Source organism: Pseudoalteromonas sp. SR43-5 (genome assembly GCF_014163835.1).
Taxonomy (GTDB): Bacteria; Pseudomonadota; Gammaproteobacteria; order Enterobacterales; family Alteromonadaceae; genus Pseudoalteromonas; species Pseudoalteromonas distincta.
In genome coordinates this window covers 1-15,937 of record NZ_JACJEA010000047.1, presented here as the reverse complement: position 1 = coordinate 15,937, position 15,937 = coordinate 1, and the positions used below count along the sequence as shown (strand labels likewise).

Genomic DNA, 15,937 nt, shown 5'->3' with positions numbered 1-15,937 from the left:
AGAAATAAGAATATTTAATATGAATTAAAAATACAGAGGATTCAATAGAAGTAGATTGTGATTTTTAACTAATTTTATAAGCAATAACGAGTTACAAGTTTAAGGGTCAAAGGGTGAACGTGTTATTAGTTTAAACACAGGTACTTAAAATATAATCTTTTAATTAATAATCAAGCTGCATAACTAAACAGTAATTTGTCTGATATTACTGAACTCCACCATTTTGGGGTTTTGCTGCATTTAGGAAAGGTAAGGCGAAGCTAACTAACTGTTTACAGTTGTTTATTTTATAGCTAGGATAAAGTCATTGTAATATAAGGACATTTGCCGGTTTGTAAAGCGACAAATGTCGTAGACTAAATTGTTAGTTGCCAAAAGGAATTGAGTATATGGAAATATTTCACGCCACAATAGAAGATGCAGAATGTTTACTAGAACTTCAGCGCGTAGCTTATCAATCAGAAGCTGAACTGCATAATGACTTTAATATCCCGCCTTTAACTCAAACGCTTGATGAACTGAAAGCAGACTTTGAGAAGAAAATCATTTTGAAAGTTGTTGATAACGGTAAGTTATTGGCAAGCGGTCAAGCTCGCTTAGAAGCTGGTAGTTGTCATATTGGACGCATGGCGGTATGGCCTGAACTGCATGGCCAGGGTGTTGGCTCTAAGTTGCTTTCTTCACTTGAAACTGTATTTCCAGAAGCTAATCGTGTCGAGCTTTTTACAGGGGAGTTTAGTGCTTCTAATTTAGCGATGTATAAACGCCGTGGTTATTCTGAGTTTAAAACGGCAAAGCTGGGTAAAACGAGAGTTGTATTCTTAGAACGCAATCTAAAAAGCAGCTAACAAGCTTTTATTAATGCTGAATATTTTCCCTTCATTCTATCTAGCCGGTATTTAGAATTAACAACCATCAGGTTTAATACCATTAGCATTAAACCTGACAGCTCAAACTCAACCAATCAACGTTAATTAGTCGGCATTAAATAAATCTCACGTACGCTGTTGCGCTGGTTTGCTTCAATAGCAAACAGTACAGCGTCGGCTACATCTTGTGGGTCGAGTTTGTCGGGTTTAGCTTCATCAAAAAATGGGGTGTTTACCATGCCTGGTGCTATGGTTGTGCAGCGGCCATTCCATTCGCTCATTTCCTCAGCTAAGTTTTGTCCAAAGCCATAAGCAAACCATTTAGTTGCACCGTAAATAGAGCCACCAATTGGCTTACGGCCAGCGGCAGAGCTGGTTAATATAAAGTGACCTTTATTTTGGCGTAAATGCGGCAGTGTTAGTTTTGCAGTCCATAGCAGCGCTTTAATGTTTATGTCGATCATGGTTGACCACTCATCTGGGTCACCTTTTTCGGTGCCAGCGGTTGAAACACCCATGCCTGCGTTAGCAAAGGCTACATCCAATCGGCCAAACTTTTCAATGCCTTTTGTTACTACGTTTTCAAGTGCGGTAAAGTCTGTGGCATCTGCAGCTACGCTAAGTGCGTTATTTGAGCCTAATGATTCAACTAATTTAGTTAATTTGTCTTCGCTTCTGGCGGTTAAAATGACTTTGTGGCCATTGTTAACCAGCGTTTTTGCGGTTGCTTCGCCAATACCGCTTGAAGCACCTGTAATGAGGACTATTTTTTCTTTCGCCATGATTATTTCTCCTATGTTTACATATTCAAAATTATGAGAATAGTTTTACTAATGAGTGGGTCTTAAATGTATTTCTCTGATGTTATTACGCTGATTTGCCTCAATGGCAAATAGCACAGCATCGGCAACATCTTGCGGGTATAACTTGTCAGGTCTTGCTTCATCAGTAAAAGGGGTATTTACAGCGCCAGGGGTGATGGTTGTACAACGCCCATCCCATTCACTAATTTCTTGTGCTAGATTTTGAGAAAAACCATAAGTAAACCATTTGCTTGCACCGTATATAGAGCCTTTAACAGCTCTGCGACCAGTTGCTGAGCTAGTAATAATAAAGTGTCCTTTGCTTTGGCGTAAATGCGGCATTGTTAGTTTTGCAGTCCACAGTAGGGCTTTAATGTTTATGTCGATCATGGTTGACCACTCATTGGGGTCGCCTTCTTCAACCCCTAAAGTGTCTAGCCCTTTACCTGCATTAGCAAAGGCAACATCTAAACGACCAAATTTTTCAATGCCTTTAGCAACTACGTTTTCAAGCGCGGTAAAGTCGGTTGCATCTGCGGCTACGCTAATGGCGTTATCTGAGCCCAATGACTCGACTAATTCAGTTAATTTATCTTCGCGTCTAGCGGTAAGTATTACTTTATGACCATTGTTAACCAGCATTTTTGCGGTTGCTTCGCCAATACCACTTGAAGCGCCGGTTATGAGTACAATTTTCTCTTTTCCCATAGATAACCTCTTTTGTGAACCTTGAAAGCTTAAAATAACCATACCAATAAACGATTAACCTATATTGAATAGGCGCTATAAATTAGCCGTAAATAGGTGGGCTCTACGTATCAAAAACCATAGTTTTAACGGTATTTTTAAAGTTGAAATAAGTGATTAAAAAAGATAGGTTTAAATTTTTTATTCTATATACTCGCGCCACTTCTTTTGAAGTCGGTTTTATTAGATTTAACCATTATTTTGCTGAGTGTCAGCAATATTTATCGGAACAAACATGAAAGATAAACTTTTAGCGTTTTGGCAAAGCCATTCAGAAACAATCATCACTTTAGGGTACAAAGTGGTTTTAGCGTTGGTGATTTTAGTTGCGAGTGCCTTAATTGCACGCTCGGTTAAAAAAGCGATTAAAAACTCTAAATCGCCATTAAAAAGGGTAGATAGTACGCTACTCCCGCTTTTATCGAGTATTGCTGGTTATTTAGTTTATATAATTGGCGGGCTATTTATTTTAGATATTTTTGGCGTAAACACGGCCAGTTTAATTGCGCTAATGGGTGCTGCTGGTTTAGCGATTGGTTTAGCCCTTAAAAATACGCTGAGCAATATTGCTGCGGGTATTATGCTGTTAATACTTAGACCTTTTAAAATAGGCGATTTTGTTGATGCCAGTGGCACACTAGGTACTGTGAGTGAAATAAACCTATTTACCACTATTTTTAAAACCACCGACGGTCTTTATATAGCATCGCCTAACGGCAAAGTGTGGGGTGGCAATATTAAAAACTTTACCCGTAATGGTAAAAGACGAATGGACATAGTGGTGGGGATTTCGTATGCCGACTCTATTGACGTTGGCTTAAATGTACTCAAAGAATTAGCGGCATCAGAGAGCCGGTTACTCGCAGAGCCTGCACCTAAAGTAATGGTGACATCAATAGGCGAAAGCGCAGTGAACATTCAATTACGTGCGTGGGCTGTTAATGGTGATTATTGGCAAACTGTGTGGGATTTAAATAAACGTGTTAAAGAAGCAATTGAAGATGCTGGGCTGAGTATTCCGTTTCCGCAGCGTACGCTGCATATATCTGAGTCTATGGCATCGGCCATAACTGTTAACAAAGATACTTAAATATGTATTAACATAAACACAAATAAAAATAGCGAGTCTTGGCTCGCTATTTTTGTATTCGTCTTTGTGTAGGCTGAGGTATTAACCTTCTAATTGAAAGTCGTACACTGAACCTAAATTAAGTAATTGCGTTAGCTCATCAAGTGCTTGGTAGCTTTCGGTGAGTAGGGCTGAGTCTGCAAAGTCACTTGCGCCTAATTTGTCGCGGTAGTTACGTTTTGCCCAGTCACACAGTTGTGTGTATTTAGTATCAGTTAAAATAACCTCTGGGTTTACTGCTGCAAGTTCTTGTTCGTTAAGGGCTACACGTAAACGCAAGCAAGCTGGGCCGCCGCCATTTTGCATACTTTGGCGTAAATCAAAAAACTGTACTTGGTTTACTGGGTTATCAGCCATGATCATTTCTTCAATGTAGGCGTTAACTGCGCTGTTGCGTTTACACTCTTGTGGTGCCACTAACAGCATTGAACCATCTTCAAGGCTCACTAGCTGGCTGTTAAATAAATAGCTACTTACAGCGTCGGTAATGCTTACTTTATCGGTAGGTACTTCAATAATGTAAAATTCTTTATTGCCCACATACGCTTCGCGAATATCTTGCAGTGCCAAAGCTTGGTTTAAAAATGCTTGCTGGTGGCACAGTAATACATTGGCGTTACCTACTGCAATTACATCGTTATGAAACACGCCTTGGTCTATTACGTCTGGATTTTGCTGTAGTAAAATTTGGCTTGAATCTTTTAAGTTATGTAAGCGACAAATTGCTTCTGAGGCTTCGAGTGTTTGCCTTGCAGGAAATTTAGCTGGTTTTGGTAATTGACTATTAAACGCGCTGGCACCAAATACAAACATTTCAAGGCCTTGCTCGCCGTGGCTGTCACAAAAACGAGTATGGTTTGCTGCACCTTCGTCGCCAAAAAAGCCTTGGTCGGGTAAATGGGTATGATGCGCAAAGTATTTGTCGTTATTAAACATCGCTTTTAATAAGCGCGTAGTGGTTGCAGGCTCTAATGAACGATGAAACTTATTATTTAAATTAGCTGAAGTAAAATGTACTTTGCCGTCGGTTGTATCAGGAGATGGCGATACCGTAGCTGCATTTGCTGTCCACATTGCTGACGCTGAATAACACGCGCGTAATAAAATAGGATCTGCTTTAAATGCTTTGTGAATTACTTGTGCATCATTACCGGTAAAGCCTAAGCGGCGCAGTACGTTTAAGTCGGGGCGCGCATGAGGGGCAAATACACCTTGAGTTAGGCCTTTGTCGTGCATGGCTTTCATTTTTTCAAGGCCTTGAAGCACAGCCTCTTGAGGATTTGAAAAGCTTGCTGCGTTATTTAACGAGGCAACATTACCATACGATAAACCAGCGTAGTTGTGAGTAGGGCCAACTAAGCCATCAAAATTAACTTCCAAAGCGTGCATACACGTTCCAACTAAAAATTTTCAATAGGATGCAACAATACAACGCAATAGGGCTGCTTGCAAAGTTATAAACGCAGTGTTTTTACTAATTTTTTCGATGTTTTTAAATGTGGAGTTTATTACAAGGGGGTTGTTTTAATATTGAACGATTAATTTGAAGTTTAAATAAAATGTACACATAAATTTCATAGTGTGCAAAAGCTTAGCCTAAAGTAGGTTTATACATTTAAGCTTTATGCCAAGCCTTTACACAATACGATGTTACTTAACATAGACGCGCTCTTTATCAGCGGTGGTATGGGTATTTGTTGGATCATTAACTTGCCAAACGCTAATATCTAAACGCCATAAAAGGTAAAGGGTATGGTATAAGTTGAACATGGTTTTTCCTTGGTATTTTCACTGAACACATCAGTTTATTGGAAGAAGTATGCCAACATTAACTTGAATATTTTATGAATAGAAATCAGGTATTTAGTATTTAAGTGTAAATACGTACTAAAGGATTAGCACCAAAGCGGTGAAGTATTTTTAAAATATGCACCAGTGTGGTGTGTTTTTAACAAAAAGCCCTGCAACTATTAGGTCACTTAAATGTGCAAGGCTTTTTAAAAAATACAGTCACTCAAAAAGCAAATTAGCGGCCTACTTTTCCTTTTACTAAAGGCTCGAACGACATTACTTTAAACTTACCGTGGCTTTGATTTTTGCCATTATTAAGTACAGGCGAATTATGTAAGTCGTCAACGGTAAAGTATATTTTATGATCGGGTCCGTAGCTAAAGCCATCAGGCCAGCTCAAACGTTCGTCTTTAAATAATACTTCGTAGTCGCCAGTGGGTTTAACTACGCCAATTGCGCCATTGGTTATGTCGGTTACATATATGTTACCGCCGCCATCAACAATAATACCATCTGAAATTGGCTTAGTGCCGTAACGCGTAACTTTGTCTTCAAGCGCTTTAGCCGAAAGGCTCTCGTTATTTATATCGCTGGTGGCAATGCGGTAAACCGACGTACCCGACATTGAGCCAAAGTAAAGCCAGTCTTCGTTAGGGTCAAGCGTAATAGGGTTAACACCTAAGCGGGCTGGTTGTCCGCCAAGGCTCATTGTGCGCCCATCAATAACCATATCGATATTTTCGGCGGTGGTGTAATGGCTATTTTGTAACACTCTGCGTGCGACACCTGTTTTAAGGTTTACCGTAATAATAGCGGCTTGGCTGCCTTGGGCTGTGTCGGCAATGTATACAACGCCATGTTTATTATCGATGACTAAATCGTTTAAAAACGAGGTGTCGGTAATGGTCGGTTTAGCCAGATAAATAATTTTATGTAGTTGCTCTTTGTTTGTATCCCAGCCTACTAAGCGCCCAGCGTGATCGGGCCCTGAAGTGTCGAGCATCCATAATACACCATCGCTTGATACGTTTATGCCAAGTACGTCGTAAAAACCTTTACCGTTATTGTACGCGTATGCCCACTCTTCATTAGGGTAGGGCTTAGTTGTACCATCGCTTAAAAGCTCCATAATTTTTTGCTTTTGGCCAAAAAAGCCATGCACAGATAAAAACTTTCTGCCCGATGGGGTAATAGCAATGTTGCCCGGAGGGTGCTGCGCATCAAAGGTGGCTACTGTTTTTAAATCAGCATTTTGGCCAGCGGTGTTAGCAGTTACAGCGTTGCTACCTAAAAGTGCCGTGCTACACGCCGCTGCTAATAGTAGTTTTTTAATATGAGTCATTTTTAAAACCTTTTAAAACACGTTTATTGTTTAAAAATTAAGAGCCTAATCGGCTAAGTCGTTTACTACTAAATCGAGCAGCTGCATTAACTGCTGTGCTTGTGTTGCATCTACACTATCAAATTTACATAGAATATTTTTAGGAATATCGGCTGCTTTTAACTTAAGCGATTGGCCATGCTGGGTTAGCTGCACTAGGCGTTTGCGTTTGTCGTGCTCATCTTTAATAACAGCCAGTAATGATTTGTCGCTCATTTTTTTGAGTATTTGGGTCATTGCACCGCCATCTATCGCGGTTTTATCTATTAGCTCTGCAATTGTTATTTCGTCTTGCTCCCACAGCGCCATCATTACTACGTATTGCGGATAAGTTAAATTTAGTTCACTTAAAGGCTCGCGATACGCACGCGCAATGCTGTTAGATGCCATGTATAACCGATGACATAACTGATTCTTTAACTTTAATTGCTCAAACGACATAACTTTATCCTTTATTTCGATACATGGCATTTTAATTTGCATGCAAAGTATTTGCAATCTCTAATTACTTGTTCTATTATTTTGCACACAAACTAAATTGATTGATATTTTTAAACTTTGGAGTTCATTATGAATGTATTACAAAACGTAGCTTACACAGCAAAAGCAACTGCAACTGGCGGCCGTGAAGGCGTAGCTAAATCTGATGATGGTCGTTTAGATGTAAATTTATCAACACCTAAAGGTTTAGGCGGAGACGACGGACAAGGCACTAACCCAGAGCAATTATTTGCCGCAGGTTATGCAGCATGTTTTATTGGCGCACTTAAATTTGTTGCAGGTAGCGAAAAAATAGAATTACCAAGCGACACGCATATTAACTCACAAGTGTCTATTGGCGCGATTGAAGGCGGTTTTGGGATTGCGGTAAAACTTGCTGTATCACTTGGTGATATGGATAAAGCTGCAGCGCAGGAGCTTGTAGATAAAGCGCACCAAGTATGTCCATATTCAAACGCAACACGTGGCAATATTGAAGTAGAGCTTTCAGTTATTTAATTAATTGCTAAGTTAACTAATACTGTAATAGCCCAGTGGTTTTGCCACTGGGCTTTTTTGTGCGTGGAGTTTAATAAAAATGAGTCGTTAAATAAACATACAAAAAATCATATATTCACTATTCCATATATTCTGTTTTTGTTTTATTGTATGTGCAATAAAACTGCGAGGACAATATGGAACAATTCAACCCACTTCAATTTTATAAATGCCTAGCGGACGATACGCGTTTAAAAGCAATGCTGCTCATTAGCCATCAAGAAGAGCTATGTGTATGCGAACTGGTTACTGCACTTGAGCTAAGCCAGCCTAAAGTGTCTCGCCATTTAGCGCAGTTAAGACAATGCGGATTGTTGAGCGACCGTAAACAAAATCAATGGGTTTATTACAGTATTAATAAAGCCCTACCAGAGTGGGCTAAAAATGTATTAACGCAAACGCTTACTGCTAACCCTTCATTTTATGAAAACGATTTAACGCGCTTAAATGTTATGGGTAATCGCCCTGAACGTATTACTAGCTGCTGTAACTAACTTATTAAAGGTATTTAATTATGACTATTAAAGTAGGTATTAACGGTTTTGGCCGTATGGGACGTTTAACTCTGCGTGCAGCAGTTGATTGGCCAGAAATAGAGTTTATTAAAGTAAATGATGTAGCGGGCGATGCTAAAACCCACGCACATTTAATTGAGTTTGACTCAGTACACGGGCGCTTAGCACAACAGGTTTCTAGTGATGATAATAGCTTTAGTGTGGGTAAGCATACGATTGCAGTTACCAACAACAAAGCCATAAACGAAACTGATTGGTCTGATTGCGATGTAGTAATAGAAGCCAGCGGTAAAATGAAAACCACAGAGCTGTTAAATCAATATTTAGCGCAAGGTGTTAAGCGTGTTGTGGTAACCGCACCTGTAAAAGAAGACGGTATTTTAAATGTAGTAGTGGGTGTAAACGATGATCTTTATAACCCAAGTGAGCATAAAATTGTTACAGCCGCCTCGTGTACTACTAACTGTTTAGCGCCAATAGTAAAAGTACTGCAAGAAAAAGTGGGCATTAAACACGGCTCAATGACTACTATTCACGACATTACTAATACTCAAACGATTATTGATGCCCCTCATAAAGATTTACGACGTGCGCGTTCATGCGGTACAAGTTTAATTCCTACTACAACCGGTAGTGCAACGGCTATTACGCATATTTTTCCTGAGCTTAAAGGTAAATTAAACGGCCATGCCGTGCGCGTACCTCTTACTAACGCATCAATTACTGATTGTGTTTTTGAGCTCGAGCGAGGTGTTACACAAGACGAAGTAAACACGTGGTTTAAAGACGCTGCAAATAACGAGCTACAAGGTATTTTAGGCTACGAAGAAAAGCCGCTTGTATCTATAGATTACAAAACAGATCCGCGCAGCTGCACTATTGATGCGCTTTCAACCATGGTAATTAACAACACTCAACTTAAACTATACGCTTGGTACGATAACGAGTGGGGTTATGCAAACCGTACTGCTGAGCTAATGCTTAAAGTTGCACAAAGTGATTTGGTTTAATCTCGTTTAAAAAGGTTTAACGCTATGTTTGCGCAGTTGGCTAACTTACCGAGCTCTATAAAACAATATTTAATAATTACTGGTAACTATTGGGCATTTACTTTAACTGATGGTGCGCTACGCATGTTGGTGGTGCTGTATTTTCATCAGTTAGGTTATGGCGCATTTGCGATAGCCATGTTGTTTTTGTTTTATGAAATATTTGGGGTGATCACCAATTTAGTAGGTGGTTGGCTTGGCGCGCATTTAGGGTTGAACAAAACCATGAATGTAGGGCTTGGGCTACAACTTGTCGCTTTAGCCATGCTTTGCGTGCCAGGGGATTGGCTAACCGTTGCCTATGTTATGGCAGCGCAAGCACTGAGTGGCATAGCAAAAGACTTAAATAAAATGAGTGCAAAGAGCGCCATTAAGTATTTAGTACCACAAGACGATGCAGGGCAAAGCCAATTATATAAATGGATTGCCATACTTACCGGCTCTAAAAATGCTTTAAAAGGAGTGGGCTTTTTTTTAGGCGGCTTATTACTAACTGTATTTGGTTTTGTGGGGGCATTAATAAGTCTAATTATTTTACTTAGTGTTGCGTGGGTTATTAGTTTAATTTTTTTAAAAGGCGATATTGGTAAAGCTAAAAACAAACCTAAGTTTAAAGAATTATTTTCTAAATCGCGGGCAATTAACTTACTTAGCGCAGCGCGTTTATGCTTGTTTGCAGCGCGCGATATATGGTTTGTAGTTGCACTACCTGTTTACTTAGCCGCTCAGTTTAACTGGGATCATTGGTGGGTCAGCGGTTTTATGGCTTCGTGGGTAATTGCTTATGGGCTGGTGCAATCGCAAGCACCGCGAATAACTGGGCAAGGTGATTCAACTTCACATTCGGTCAAAAAAGCATACTGGTGGGTTGCTTTATTAAGTGGTGTAACTGGCATTTTGGCGTTGTTGATACAATTGGATATAGCGGTACATTTTACGCTTGTAATAGGCTTACTTATTTTTGGTGGAGTATTTGCTGTAAATTCATCGCTGCATAGTTACTTAATAGTAAGTTTTGCTAAAAATGATGGGGTGTCACTAGACGTTGGCTTTTATTATATGGCCAATGCGATAGGGCGTTTGCTTGGTACGGTGCTTTCTGGTTGGGTTTTTCAAGTATATGGGCTTAGTGCGTGTTTATGGGTAAGTGTGTGTTTATTAGTTTTAGCCGCAATTACAACAGCACGGTTAGCTAAACTTTAAAAAACCCAACGTATTGTATTAAATTCAATTTGTTTAACGATATTCATAGCTTCGTTGGTTAGATCTACTAAACTGTATCAGTAGTTTTAATTTAAAGGGTGTAATGAATGCGAGAAATATCGTTAGCAAAAAAGTTACTCTGGCTTAGTGTCGGTAGTATATTTATAACTGTACTAGTGTTATCAGGCGTTTTGTGGTGGCAGTTATCATCAAGTAATAAGCAGTTAGCGACTAAATCTGAAGAGTACATTACTGTAGAAGTAGAAGAAAAGCTTAATGCTCATGCAGCTGGATACGGAGAAAAAATTGCAGGCTTTATTAATGAAGCTTACCGCATTCCTTATTCATTAGCGGCTTTATTAGGTGACGCAGCCAAAAGCGAAACCCTGAGCCGCGATACAGTAGTAAGTATTAACCGCTCGATGTTAGAGCAAAATACTCTGCTTTCTTCTATATATTCGCAATTTGAGCCTAATGCTTTTGATGGGCAAGATTCGAGCTTTAAACAAGGTTACAAACATTCGGTTAATGGTAATGGCACCTTAGAGGTGTATATTACTCGCGACCAAAACGGCGTAATTGAACAGCAAAAAGTAGCTAATGCTGCCGATAAATATATTACCTCTTTAAATGAATTTGGTATTCGTGAAGCGCATTGGTATTTGTGTGCAAAAGACACGCTTAAGCCTTGTATTATGGAACCGTATTTATACGAAATCCCATCGGGCGACTCAGTAATGCTAACTTCGTTAACTGTGCCTATTTTAAAGTCAGGTCAGTTTATTGGTTTAGCTGGCGTTGATTTAACGCTCCCAACTTTTCAGGGCTTAACCGAAAAGCTGTCGAGCGAGCTTTACAACGGCCAAGCAAAAGTAACATTTTTAAGTGATATAGGTTTAATTGTAGGCAGCAGTCACTATAAATCTAAATTAGGCCGCCCATTTAAAGAAGCGGTTAGTAGCAACACTTACAGTGAGCTGGTTAAATTTAAAGGCCAACATGGTCTCTTTAAAACGCCTAGCGAGTATTTAGTTAACTACCCAATTAATATAAAACTAGCTAACACTCAGTGGTCATTAATCATAGAAGTACCTACAGAACTAGCACTTGCAGGGCCTGAAGCGCTAGAAAAAAACATGCAAGAGACAGCAACATCACTCAGATTTATTATTTTAATAACAGGCTTAGTAATTGCTGTGGTTGCTTTTGTTATTATGAAATTAGTAATAGCAGGTGTAATAGCGCCGCTACAACAAATTCAACAACGTGTAGATAACTTAGCAAGTTCTGAAGGCGATTTAACGCATACACTTCATGTTGAAACTCATGCAGAGCTCATTGCTTTAGCTGGTGGCTTTAATGCCTTTTTATCTAAGTTACGTATTTTAATTACAGAACTTAAAGATGTGTCTGATCAAACCAAGCAACAAGGTGAAATAGCGCAGCATATAGCTATTGATACTAAGCATAATGTTCAATCTCAATTTCAAGAAATTGAAAGTGTGGTAACGGCTATGAACGAAATGAGCGCAACAGCACTTGAAGTCGCCAGAGCATCAGAGCAATCAGCCCAACAAGCCGATGAAATAAATAGCTTGGTAGTGAGCAGTGAGTCGAGCTTATCTTCAGCGATGACGCAAGTTAAAACGATGTCTGAAGAAATTAAAGAAGCTAACCAAGCCGTTGAAAAAGTTGCTTCGCGTAGTAAAGATATTACGCAAATATTAGATGTAATTCGTACTATTTCAGAACAAACAAATTTACTTGCACTTAACGCTGCTATTGAAGCTGCGCGCGCTGGTGAACATGGACGCGGCTTTGCCGTTGTTGCCGATGAAGTACGTGCACTTGCTTCTAAAACGCGTTCATCAACAGACGACATAAGCCAGCTAATTGATAGTTTATTATCTGAAGTAGGTAACGCATCTACCGTTATTGAAAAAGGCGTAGTACGTGCACAAAATGCCGTTGATGAAACATCAGTAGCTTTTGATGCTCTGCACAGTGTTGTTGTTAAAGTTGATGAAATAACCAATCAAATTACACATATTGCAACTGCTGCTGAAGAGCAAAGTTTAGTAACTGAAGAAATAAACCGTAATTTAACGCTTATATCTGATGCCGCATCGCAACTTGCTGACTTATCTACACAAGCAGGGGATAGCAGCGAAGCGCTTAATGCACTCGTTGCCCAGCAAGATAATGAACTTAATAAGCTTAAAACGTAACTTACAAATTAAGTTTTAAGCACAAAAAAAATGGCCAGTTAATACTGGCCATTTTTATTTAGTAGAATAAATGTAACTTGTTGAGAATGCTCGATAACTGCTATTTATAACTTTTTAATCAACATAAACATTTGGTTGATCATTGGCTCAGCAAATTGCTCTACATTAGGACGATTAAAATAACCGCGTAAACCTGTAAATTGCACTTGAAAAAAGCGCGCATATTCAACAGCGGTCAACGTGTTACTTAACTCACCTTTGTTTATTGCTTGGTTAAATAATTGCGTTAAATAAGCTTCAAATTGAGCCGTTAAATCTAAGCTTAGCTCATACAGGTTTGAATCTTTTTCTGCAAACTCGCTGTTTGCTTTAACTAGCATACAAATAGCGCTTGGGCTGCAATCTTTTGTTTTAATTACCACGTTTTCAACAAACGCACGTAATCCACCAAGTACTGTATCGGCACTTGATAAAAACCCTTCTATTTGGGTTTTCATTTGTACGGTGTAATCTTTCAGCGATTCGCAGTATAGGCCTTCTTTAGAGCCAAACGCAGAGTAAATACTACCTGGGCGCATATTAACGGCTTCTTGTAAGTCACGCGTTGAGGTTGCATGAAAACCTTTTTGCCAAAATAGCTGACTAGCAACGCGAACTACATTCTCGCGTTCAAATTTAACCTTATTAGCCATATCATTCTCAATCAATTTGAACATTTGCTCAATTTTAACTTGAACAGTCGCTCAAAATCAAATACTATGTGTCTCGAAGTTACTTAAAACTATTAATTATTAGGAGCTAACCATGGCCGAATTTACTTTATACACTCAAGAAAACGCACCAGAAGAAGCAAAACCGTTACTAGCTGATTCAGTAGCAGCATTTGGTATGCTTCCTAACTTACATGCAGTAATGGCTGAAGCACCAACATTACTTAAAGGTTACCAAGTACTGCATGAGTTGTTTCAAAAAACATCATTCAATGCAGAAGAGCTAACAGTAGTATGGCAATCAATTAACGTAGAGCACGACTGTCATTACTGTGTACCTGCTCACAGTGGTATTGCAGCGGCAATGAAGGTTGATCAAGGTATTGTTGACGCACTTGTTAACAAAACACCACTTGAAAACCCTAAGCTAGAAACTCTTCGTGAAACTACACTTGCAATGACACGTGAACGTGGCGTGATCAGCGATGAGCAAATCGAAAAATTCTTTGCCGCAGGTTACGCTAAGCAACAGCTACTTGAAATTATTGTAGGCTTGTCTCAAAAAGTAATGAGCAACTACACTAATCACCTTGCTGATACACCAGTAGACGCTGCATTTAAAAAATACGTAAAATAAATACGGTTTTATAAATGACAAAAGGCAGCCTAGGCTGCCTTTTTTGTACTTTTAAATCACAGCTATTTAAATTTAACCGTTTTTATACTGCGTGTATAAATACGTTGTTCGGGCTTTGTCCACTCACCCTTTTTTAAATAAGAGGTCGATACAATAAATTTATCGTCCTTTAGTTCACTCATCGATTTAACCTTTGTAATACCATCTTGGCTACCAGTTACATCTTCATAAGCTACAAATTGAGTGGGGCTGAGGACTTTCATAGTCCCTTTTGTATAAAACCCTGCTGTTGTGAAATAGTAAAATACCAAAGACTCTTTTTTACTGTCGTAAAAAATCATCGACTCGCCGCCATACTCACCTTCATTAATAGAGTGCTTGGTATGTATCGCTTTACCGTTTAAAGCACGCTCCCAACGGCCAACATCTTGTATTTTTTTAGCACCTTCAGATACTTTAAAGTCAGCCTGCCAAGTTCCTAAATAGGGCTTAAATACGGCAAGTTCTTTATCAAGGTTGGTGGATGTATCGGATGCATAGCTACTAAATGTTAATAAGCATAAGACTAAGAATATCGCTTTAAAATATGTCATAATTTGGCTCTTGTTTTTGTAATACCAATGCCAAGTATAGGCGATAATTAATTGATAAAGAAAATATTAATCACATTCTCATTACTTTATTTAGCCGCCATTTGGCAGGCTTACCTACTGCAATACTTACCTGTTTATATACCTATATATGTACCTGGTTATATAAGTGTATTAAGTGCTATCACTTTTTTAATGTACGCGTGGGATAAGCGACAAGCTAAGCGTTCTTCACATCAAAAAGTAAACCGCACGCCAGAGCGCACACTGCAACTACTCGCATTATTTGGAGGGTGGCCGGGGGCATTACTTGCTCAACAATTACTTCGCCATAAATCACAAAAGCGGCGTTTTATAGTGGTGTTGTGGTTATGTATTTTAATAAATGTTGGTAGTTATTTCGCAGTAGGATATTTGTGGCTTTATGAAGGATTTAATATGCCTTAGGCCAGTTATTAAATTAATCAGACTAAGGCATATACTAAAACGTACTGAGAAGTTTACTGAGCCGACTGGCTTGCTTCCATTGTATCGAGTTCAACAGTTAGGATTGTTTTTTTATCAACTGAAACCCATTTTCTGTAAGTAAGGTATCCTGCTTTGCTTACTTCAATATCGTATTTACCTTCTTTAAGCTCTATACCAGCTTTGTAAACAGGGTTGATATTCATAATACGAACGCGAGCATCAGCTGGGTTAGTAATAACTGTTAATGAAATTGGTGCGGCTACTTCGTTAATCTCTGCAATAGGTTCTACAACTACTTGCTCAGTTTCTTGAGCAGGAGGAGGTGTAGAACAACCGCTTAATAACAGTAAACCCAAAAGTGCGCTTAATTTTTTCATAGGTACTCCGTAAAATTATTTTAAATAATAAATGTTAAATGTCACGAAATATCATGGAGGAGTATTAATAAGTTGGGGTACCTAACTCGTCTTCCTTGACTTTCGTTTGTTTAAAAAACAAATTGGCGTACAGTTTAATATGTATCCAGCTCAGGTTCAATTATTGTTATTAATTTATAAAGTTTTAAATAAATTTAACGCTATGCTTATGCTGCTCATTTAAAGTAATAAAGTGGCTTCATCGCTATTATCGCGTTCAAAGTTTAAGTTGAACTGACCTTGACGAGTGATAGTAAAAATAGCGCGCTGCCAATCCTCAACTTCGTTTTTAATAGCATGGTCAAATAATGTTTTAAATAACTCAGTTATATTTTCAGATACAGCAATTGCATGCCGTGTTTT

The 15,937-nt window shown here is 38.9% G+C and carries 17 protein-coding genes and 1 pseudogene; 9 read left to right on the top strand and 9 right to left on the bottom strand.

Annotated features, from left to right (window positions below; all coding sequences use genetic code 11):
* Positions 1-389 precede the first annotated feature (389 nt).
* Positions 390-848, top strand: coding sequence for a GNAT family N-acetyltransferase (locus tag H5090_RS19450; RefSeq protein ID WP_182692573.1), 459 nt, complete (start codon positions 390-392; stop codon positions 846-848).
* Positions 849-970: 122 nt separating this feature from the next.
* Here the strand turns inward: H5090_RS19450 and H5090_RS19445 are convergent, their stop codons facing one another.
* Together H5090_RS19445 and H5090_RS19440 are read right to left on the bottom strand one after the other, a co-directional pair.
* Positions 971-1,651 (bottom strand): SDR family oxidoreductase, encoded by a 681-nt coding sequence (locus tag H5090_RS19445; RefSeq protein ID WP_024597443.1) that lies wholly within the window; start codon positions 1,649-1,651, stop codon positions 971-973.
* A gap of 48 nt (positions 1,652-1,699) precedes the next feature.
* Positions 1,700-2,380, bottom strand: coding sequence for an SDR family oxidoreductase (locus H5090_RS19440; protein WP_024597442.1), 681 nt, complete (start codon positions 2,378-2,380; stop codon positions 1,700-1,702).
* A 274-nt stretch (positions 2,381-2,654) separates the two neighbouring features.
* Here H5090_RS19440 and H5090_RS19435 point away from each other — a divergent pair, with 274 nt between their 5' ends.
* Positions 2,655-3,509: a mechanosensitive ion channel family protein gene (locus H5090_RS19435; RefSeq protein ID WP_182696518.1), complete on the top strand. Its 855-nt coding sequence runs from the start codon at positions 2,655-2,657 to the stop codon at positions 3,507-3,509.
* An 81-nt stretch (positions 3,510-3,590) separates the two neighbouring features.
* On the opposite strand, the gene astB is transcribed toward H5090_RS19435, so the two are convergent.
* From astB to H5090_RS19420, 3 genes are all read right to left on the bottom strand, one after another.
* The gene (gene astB, locus H5090_RS19430) at positions 3,591-4,937 is read right to left on the bottom strand and encodes an N-succinylarginine dihydrolase (RefSeq protein WP_004334492.1); all 1,347 of its coding nucleotides are present in this window, start codon (positions 4,935-4,937) and stop codon (positions 3,591-3,593) included.
* Between the two features lie 637 nt (positions 4,938-5,574).
* The gene (locus H5090_RS19425) at positions 5,575-6,681 is read right to left on the bottom strand and encodes an L-dopachrome tautomerase-related protein (protein WP_182696517.1); all 1,107 of its coding nucleotides are present in this window, start codon (positions 6,679-6,681) and stop codon (positions 5,575-5,577) included.
* 45 nt (positions 6,682-6,726) lie between these two features.
* A complete protein-coding gene (locus H5090_RS19420; RefSeq protein WP_182696516.1) occupies positions 6,727-7,161 on the bottom strand; it encodes a MarR family winged helix-turn-helix transcriptional regulator in 435 nt (144 codons plus the stop codon).
* A gap of 129 nt (positions 7,162-7,290) precedes the next feature.
* Here H5090_RS19420 and H5090_RS19415 point away from each other — a divergent pair, with 129 nt between their 5' ends.
* From H5090_RS19415 to H5090_RS19395, 5 genes are all read left to right on the top strand, one after another.
* Complete coding sequence (locus tag H5090_RS19415) at positions 7,291-7,719, top strand: organic hydroperoxide resistance protein (protein ID WP_182696515.1); 429 nt, start codon at positions 7,291-7,293, stop codon at positions 7,717-7,719.
* Positions 7,720-7,895: 176 nt separating this feature from the next.
* The gene (locus tag H5090_RS19410) at positions 7,896-8,252 is read left to right on the top strand and encodes a metalloregulator ArsR/SmtB family transcription factor (RefSeq protein ID WP_024595411.1); all 357 of its coding nucleotides are present in this window, start codon (positions 7,896-7,898) and stop codon (positions 8,250-8,252) included.
* Between the two features lie 20 nt (positions 8,253-8,272).
* The gene (locus H5090_RS19405; RefSeq protein ID WP_182696514.1) at positions 8,273-9,283 is read left to right on the top strand and encodes an ArsJ-associated glyceraldehyde-3-phosphate dehydrogenase; all 1,011 of its coding nucleotides are present in this window, start codon (positions 8,273-8,275) and stop codon (positions 9,281-9,283) included.
* A gap of 24 nt (positions 9,284-9,307) precedes the next feature.
* Entirely contained in the window at positions 9,308-10,525 is a 1,218-nt protein-coding gene (gene arsJ, locus H5090_RS19400) for an organoarsenical effux MFS transporter ArsJ (RefSeq protein ID WP_182696513.1), read from the top strand.
* Between the two features lie 107 nt (positions 10,526-10,632).
* Positions 10,633-12,753, top strand: coding sequence for a methyl-accepting chemotaxis protein (locus H5090_RS19395; RefSeq protein ID WP_182696512.1), 2,121 nt, complete (start codon positions 10,633-10,635; stop codon positions 12,751-12,753).
* A 104-nt stretch (positions 12,754-12,857) separates the two neighbouring features.
* Here H5090_RS19395 and H5090_RS19390 read toward each other — a convergent pair whose 3' ends face one another.
* Positions 12,858-13,445, bottom strand: coding sequence for a TetR/AcrR family transcriptional regulator (locus H5090_RS19390; RefSeq protein ID WP_004334521.1), 588 nt, complete (start codon positions 13,443-13,445; stop codon positions 12,858-12,860).
* A 112-nt stretch (positions 13,446-13,557) separates the two neighbouring features.
* Here H5090_RS19390 and H5090_RS19385 point away from each other — a divergent pair, with 112 nt between their 5' ends.
* Complete coding sequence (locus H5090_RS19385) at positions 13,558-14,100, top strand: carboxymuconolactone decarboxylase family protein (protein WP_024595406.1); 543 nt, start codon at positions 13,558-13,560, stop codon at positions 14,098-14,100.
* A 62-nt stretch (positions 14,101-14,162) separates the two neighbouring features.
* Here the strand turns inward: H5090_RS19385 and H5090_RS19380 are convergent, their stop codons facing one another.
* The gene (locus H5090_RS19380; protein WP_182696511.1) at positions 14,163-14,693 is read right to left on the bottom strand and encodes a hypothetical protein; all 531 of its coding nucleotides are present in this window, start codon (positions 14,691-14,693) and stop codon (positions 14,163-14,165) included.
* 51 nt (positions 14,694-14,744) lie between these two features.
* On the opposite strand from H5090_RS19380, the gene H5090_RS19375 reads away from it, so the two are divergent.
* Positions 14,745-15,137, top strand: coding sequence for a DUF1294 domain-containing protein (locus H5090_RS19375; protein ID WP_182696510.1), 393 nt, complete (start codon positions 14,745-14,747; stop codon positions 15,135-15,137).
* Between the two features lie 53 nt (positions 15,138-15,190).
* Here H5090_RS19375 and H5090_RS19370 read toward each other — a convergent pair whose 3' ends face one another.
* Entirely contained in the window at positions 15,191-15,535 is a 345-nt protein-coding gene (locus H5090_RS19370; protein WP_182696509.1) for a PEGA domain-containing protein, read from the bottom strand.
* 219 nt (positions 15,536-15,754) lie between these two features.
* A pseudogene (locus H5090_RS19365) lies at positions 15,755-15,937 on the bottom strand (immunity protein YezG family protein); the annotation flags it as partial.

What these genes read in the sequence shown, in the direction of transcription:
- H5090_RS19450 (WP_182692573.1), top strand. Translation starts at nt 390, where the DNA reads ATGGAAATATTTCACGCCACAATAGAAGATGCAGAATGTTTACTAGAA.
- H5090_RS19445 (WP_024597443.1), bottom strand. Translation starts at nt 1,651, where the DNA reads ATGGCGAAAGAAAAAATAGTCCTCATTACAGGTGCTTCAAGCGGTATT.
- H5090_RS19440 (WP_024597442.1), bottom strand. Translation starts at nt 2,380, where the DNA reads ATGGGAAAAGAGAAAATTGTACTCATAACCGGCGCTTCAAGTGGTATT.
- H5090_RS19435 (WP_182696518.1), top strand. Translation starts at nt 2,655, where the DNA reads ATGAAAGATAAACTTTTAGCGTTTTGGCAAAGCCATTCAGAAACAATC.
- astB (WP_004334492.1), bottom strand. Translation starts at nt 4,937, where the DNA reads ATGCACGCTTTGGAAGTTAATTTTGATGGCTTAGTTGGCCCTACTCAC.
- H5090_RS19425 (WP_182696517.1), bottom strand. Translation starts at nt 6,681, where the DNA reads ATGACTCATATTAAAAAACTACTATTAGCAGCGGCGTGTAGCACGGCA.
- H5090_RS19420 (WP_182696516.1), bottom strand. Translation starts at nt 7,161, where the DNA reads ATGTCGTTTGAGCAATTAAAGTTAAAGAATCAGTTATGTCATCGGTTA.
- H5090_RS19415 (WP_182696515.1), top strand. Translation starts at nt 7,291, where the DNA reads ATGAATGTATTACAAAACGTAGCTTACACAGCAAAAGCAACTGCAACT.
- H5090_RS19410 (WP_024595411.1), top strand. Translation starts at nt 7,896, where the DNA reads ATGGAACAATTCAACCCACTTCAATTTTATAAATGCCTAGCGGACGAT.
- H5090_RS19405 (WP_182696514.1), top strand. Translation starts at nt 8,273, where the DNA reads ATGACTATTAAAGTAGGTATTAACGGTTTTGGCCGTATGGGACGTTTA.
- arsJ (WP_182696513.1), top strand. Translation starts at nt 9,308, where the DNA reads ATGTTTGCGCAGTTGGCTAACTTACCGAGCTCTATAAAACAATATTTA.
- H5090_RS19395 (WP_182696512.1), top strand. Translation starts at nt 10,633, where the DNA reads ATGCGAGAAATATCGTTAGCAAAAAAGTTACTCTGGCTTAGTGTCGGT.
- H5090_RS19390 (WP_004334521.1), bottom strand. Translation starts at nt 13,445, where the DNA reads ATGGCTAATAAGGTTAAATTTGAACGCGAGAATGTAGTTCGCGTTGCT.
- H5090_RS19385 (WP_024595406.1), top strand. Translation starts at nt 13,558, where the DNA reads ATGGCCGAATTTACTTTATACACTCAAGAAAACGCACCAGAAGAAGCA.
- H5090_RS19380 (WP_182696511.1), bottom strand. Translation starts at nt 14,693, where the DNA reads ATGACATATTTTAAAGCGATATTCTTAGTCTTATGCTTATTAACATTT.
- H5090_RS19370 (WP_182696509.1), bottom strand. Translation starts at nt 15,535, where the DNA reads ATGAAAAAATTAAGCGCACTTTTGGGTTTACTGTTATTAAGCGGTTGT.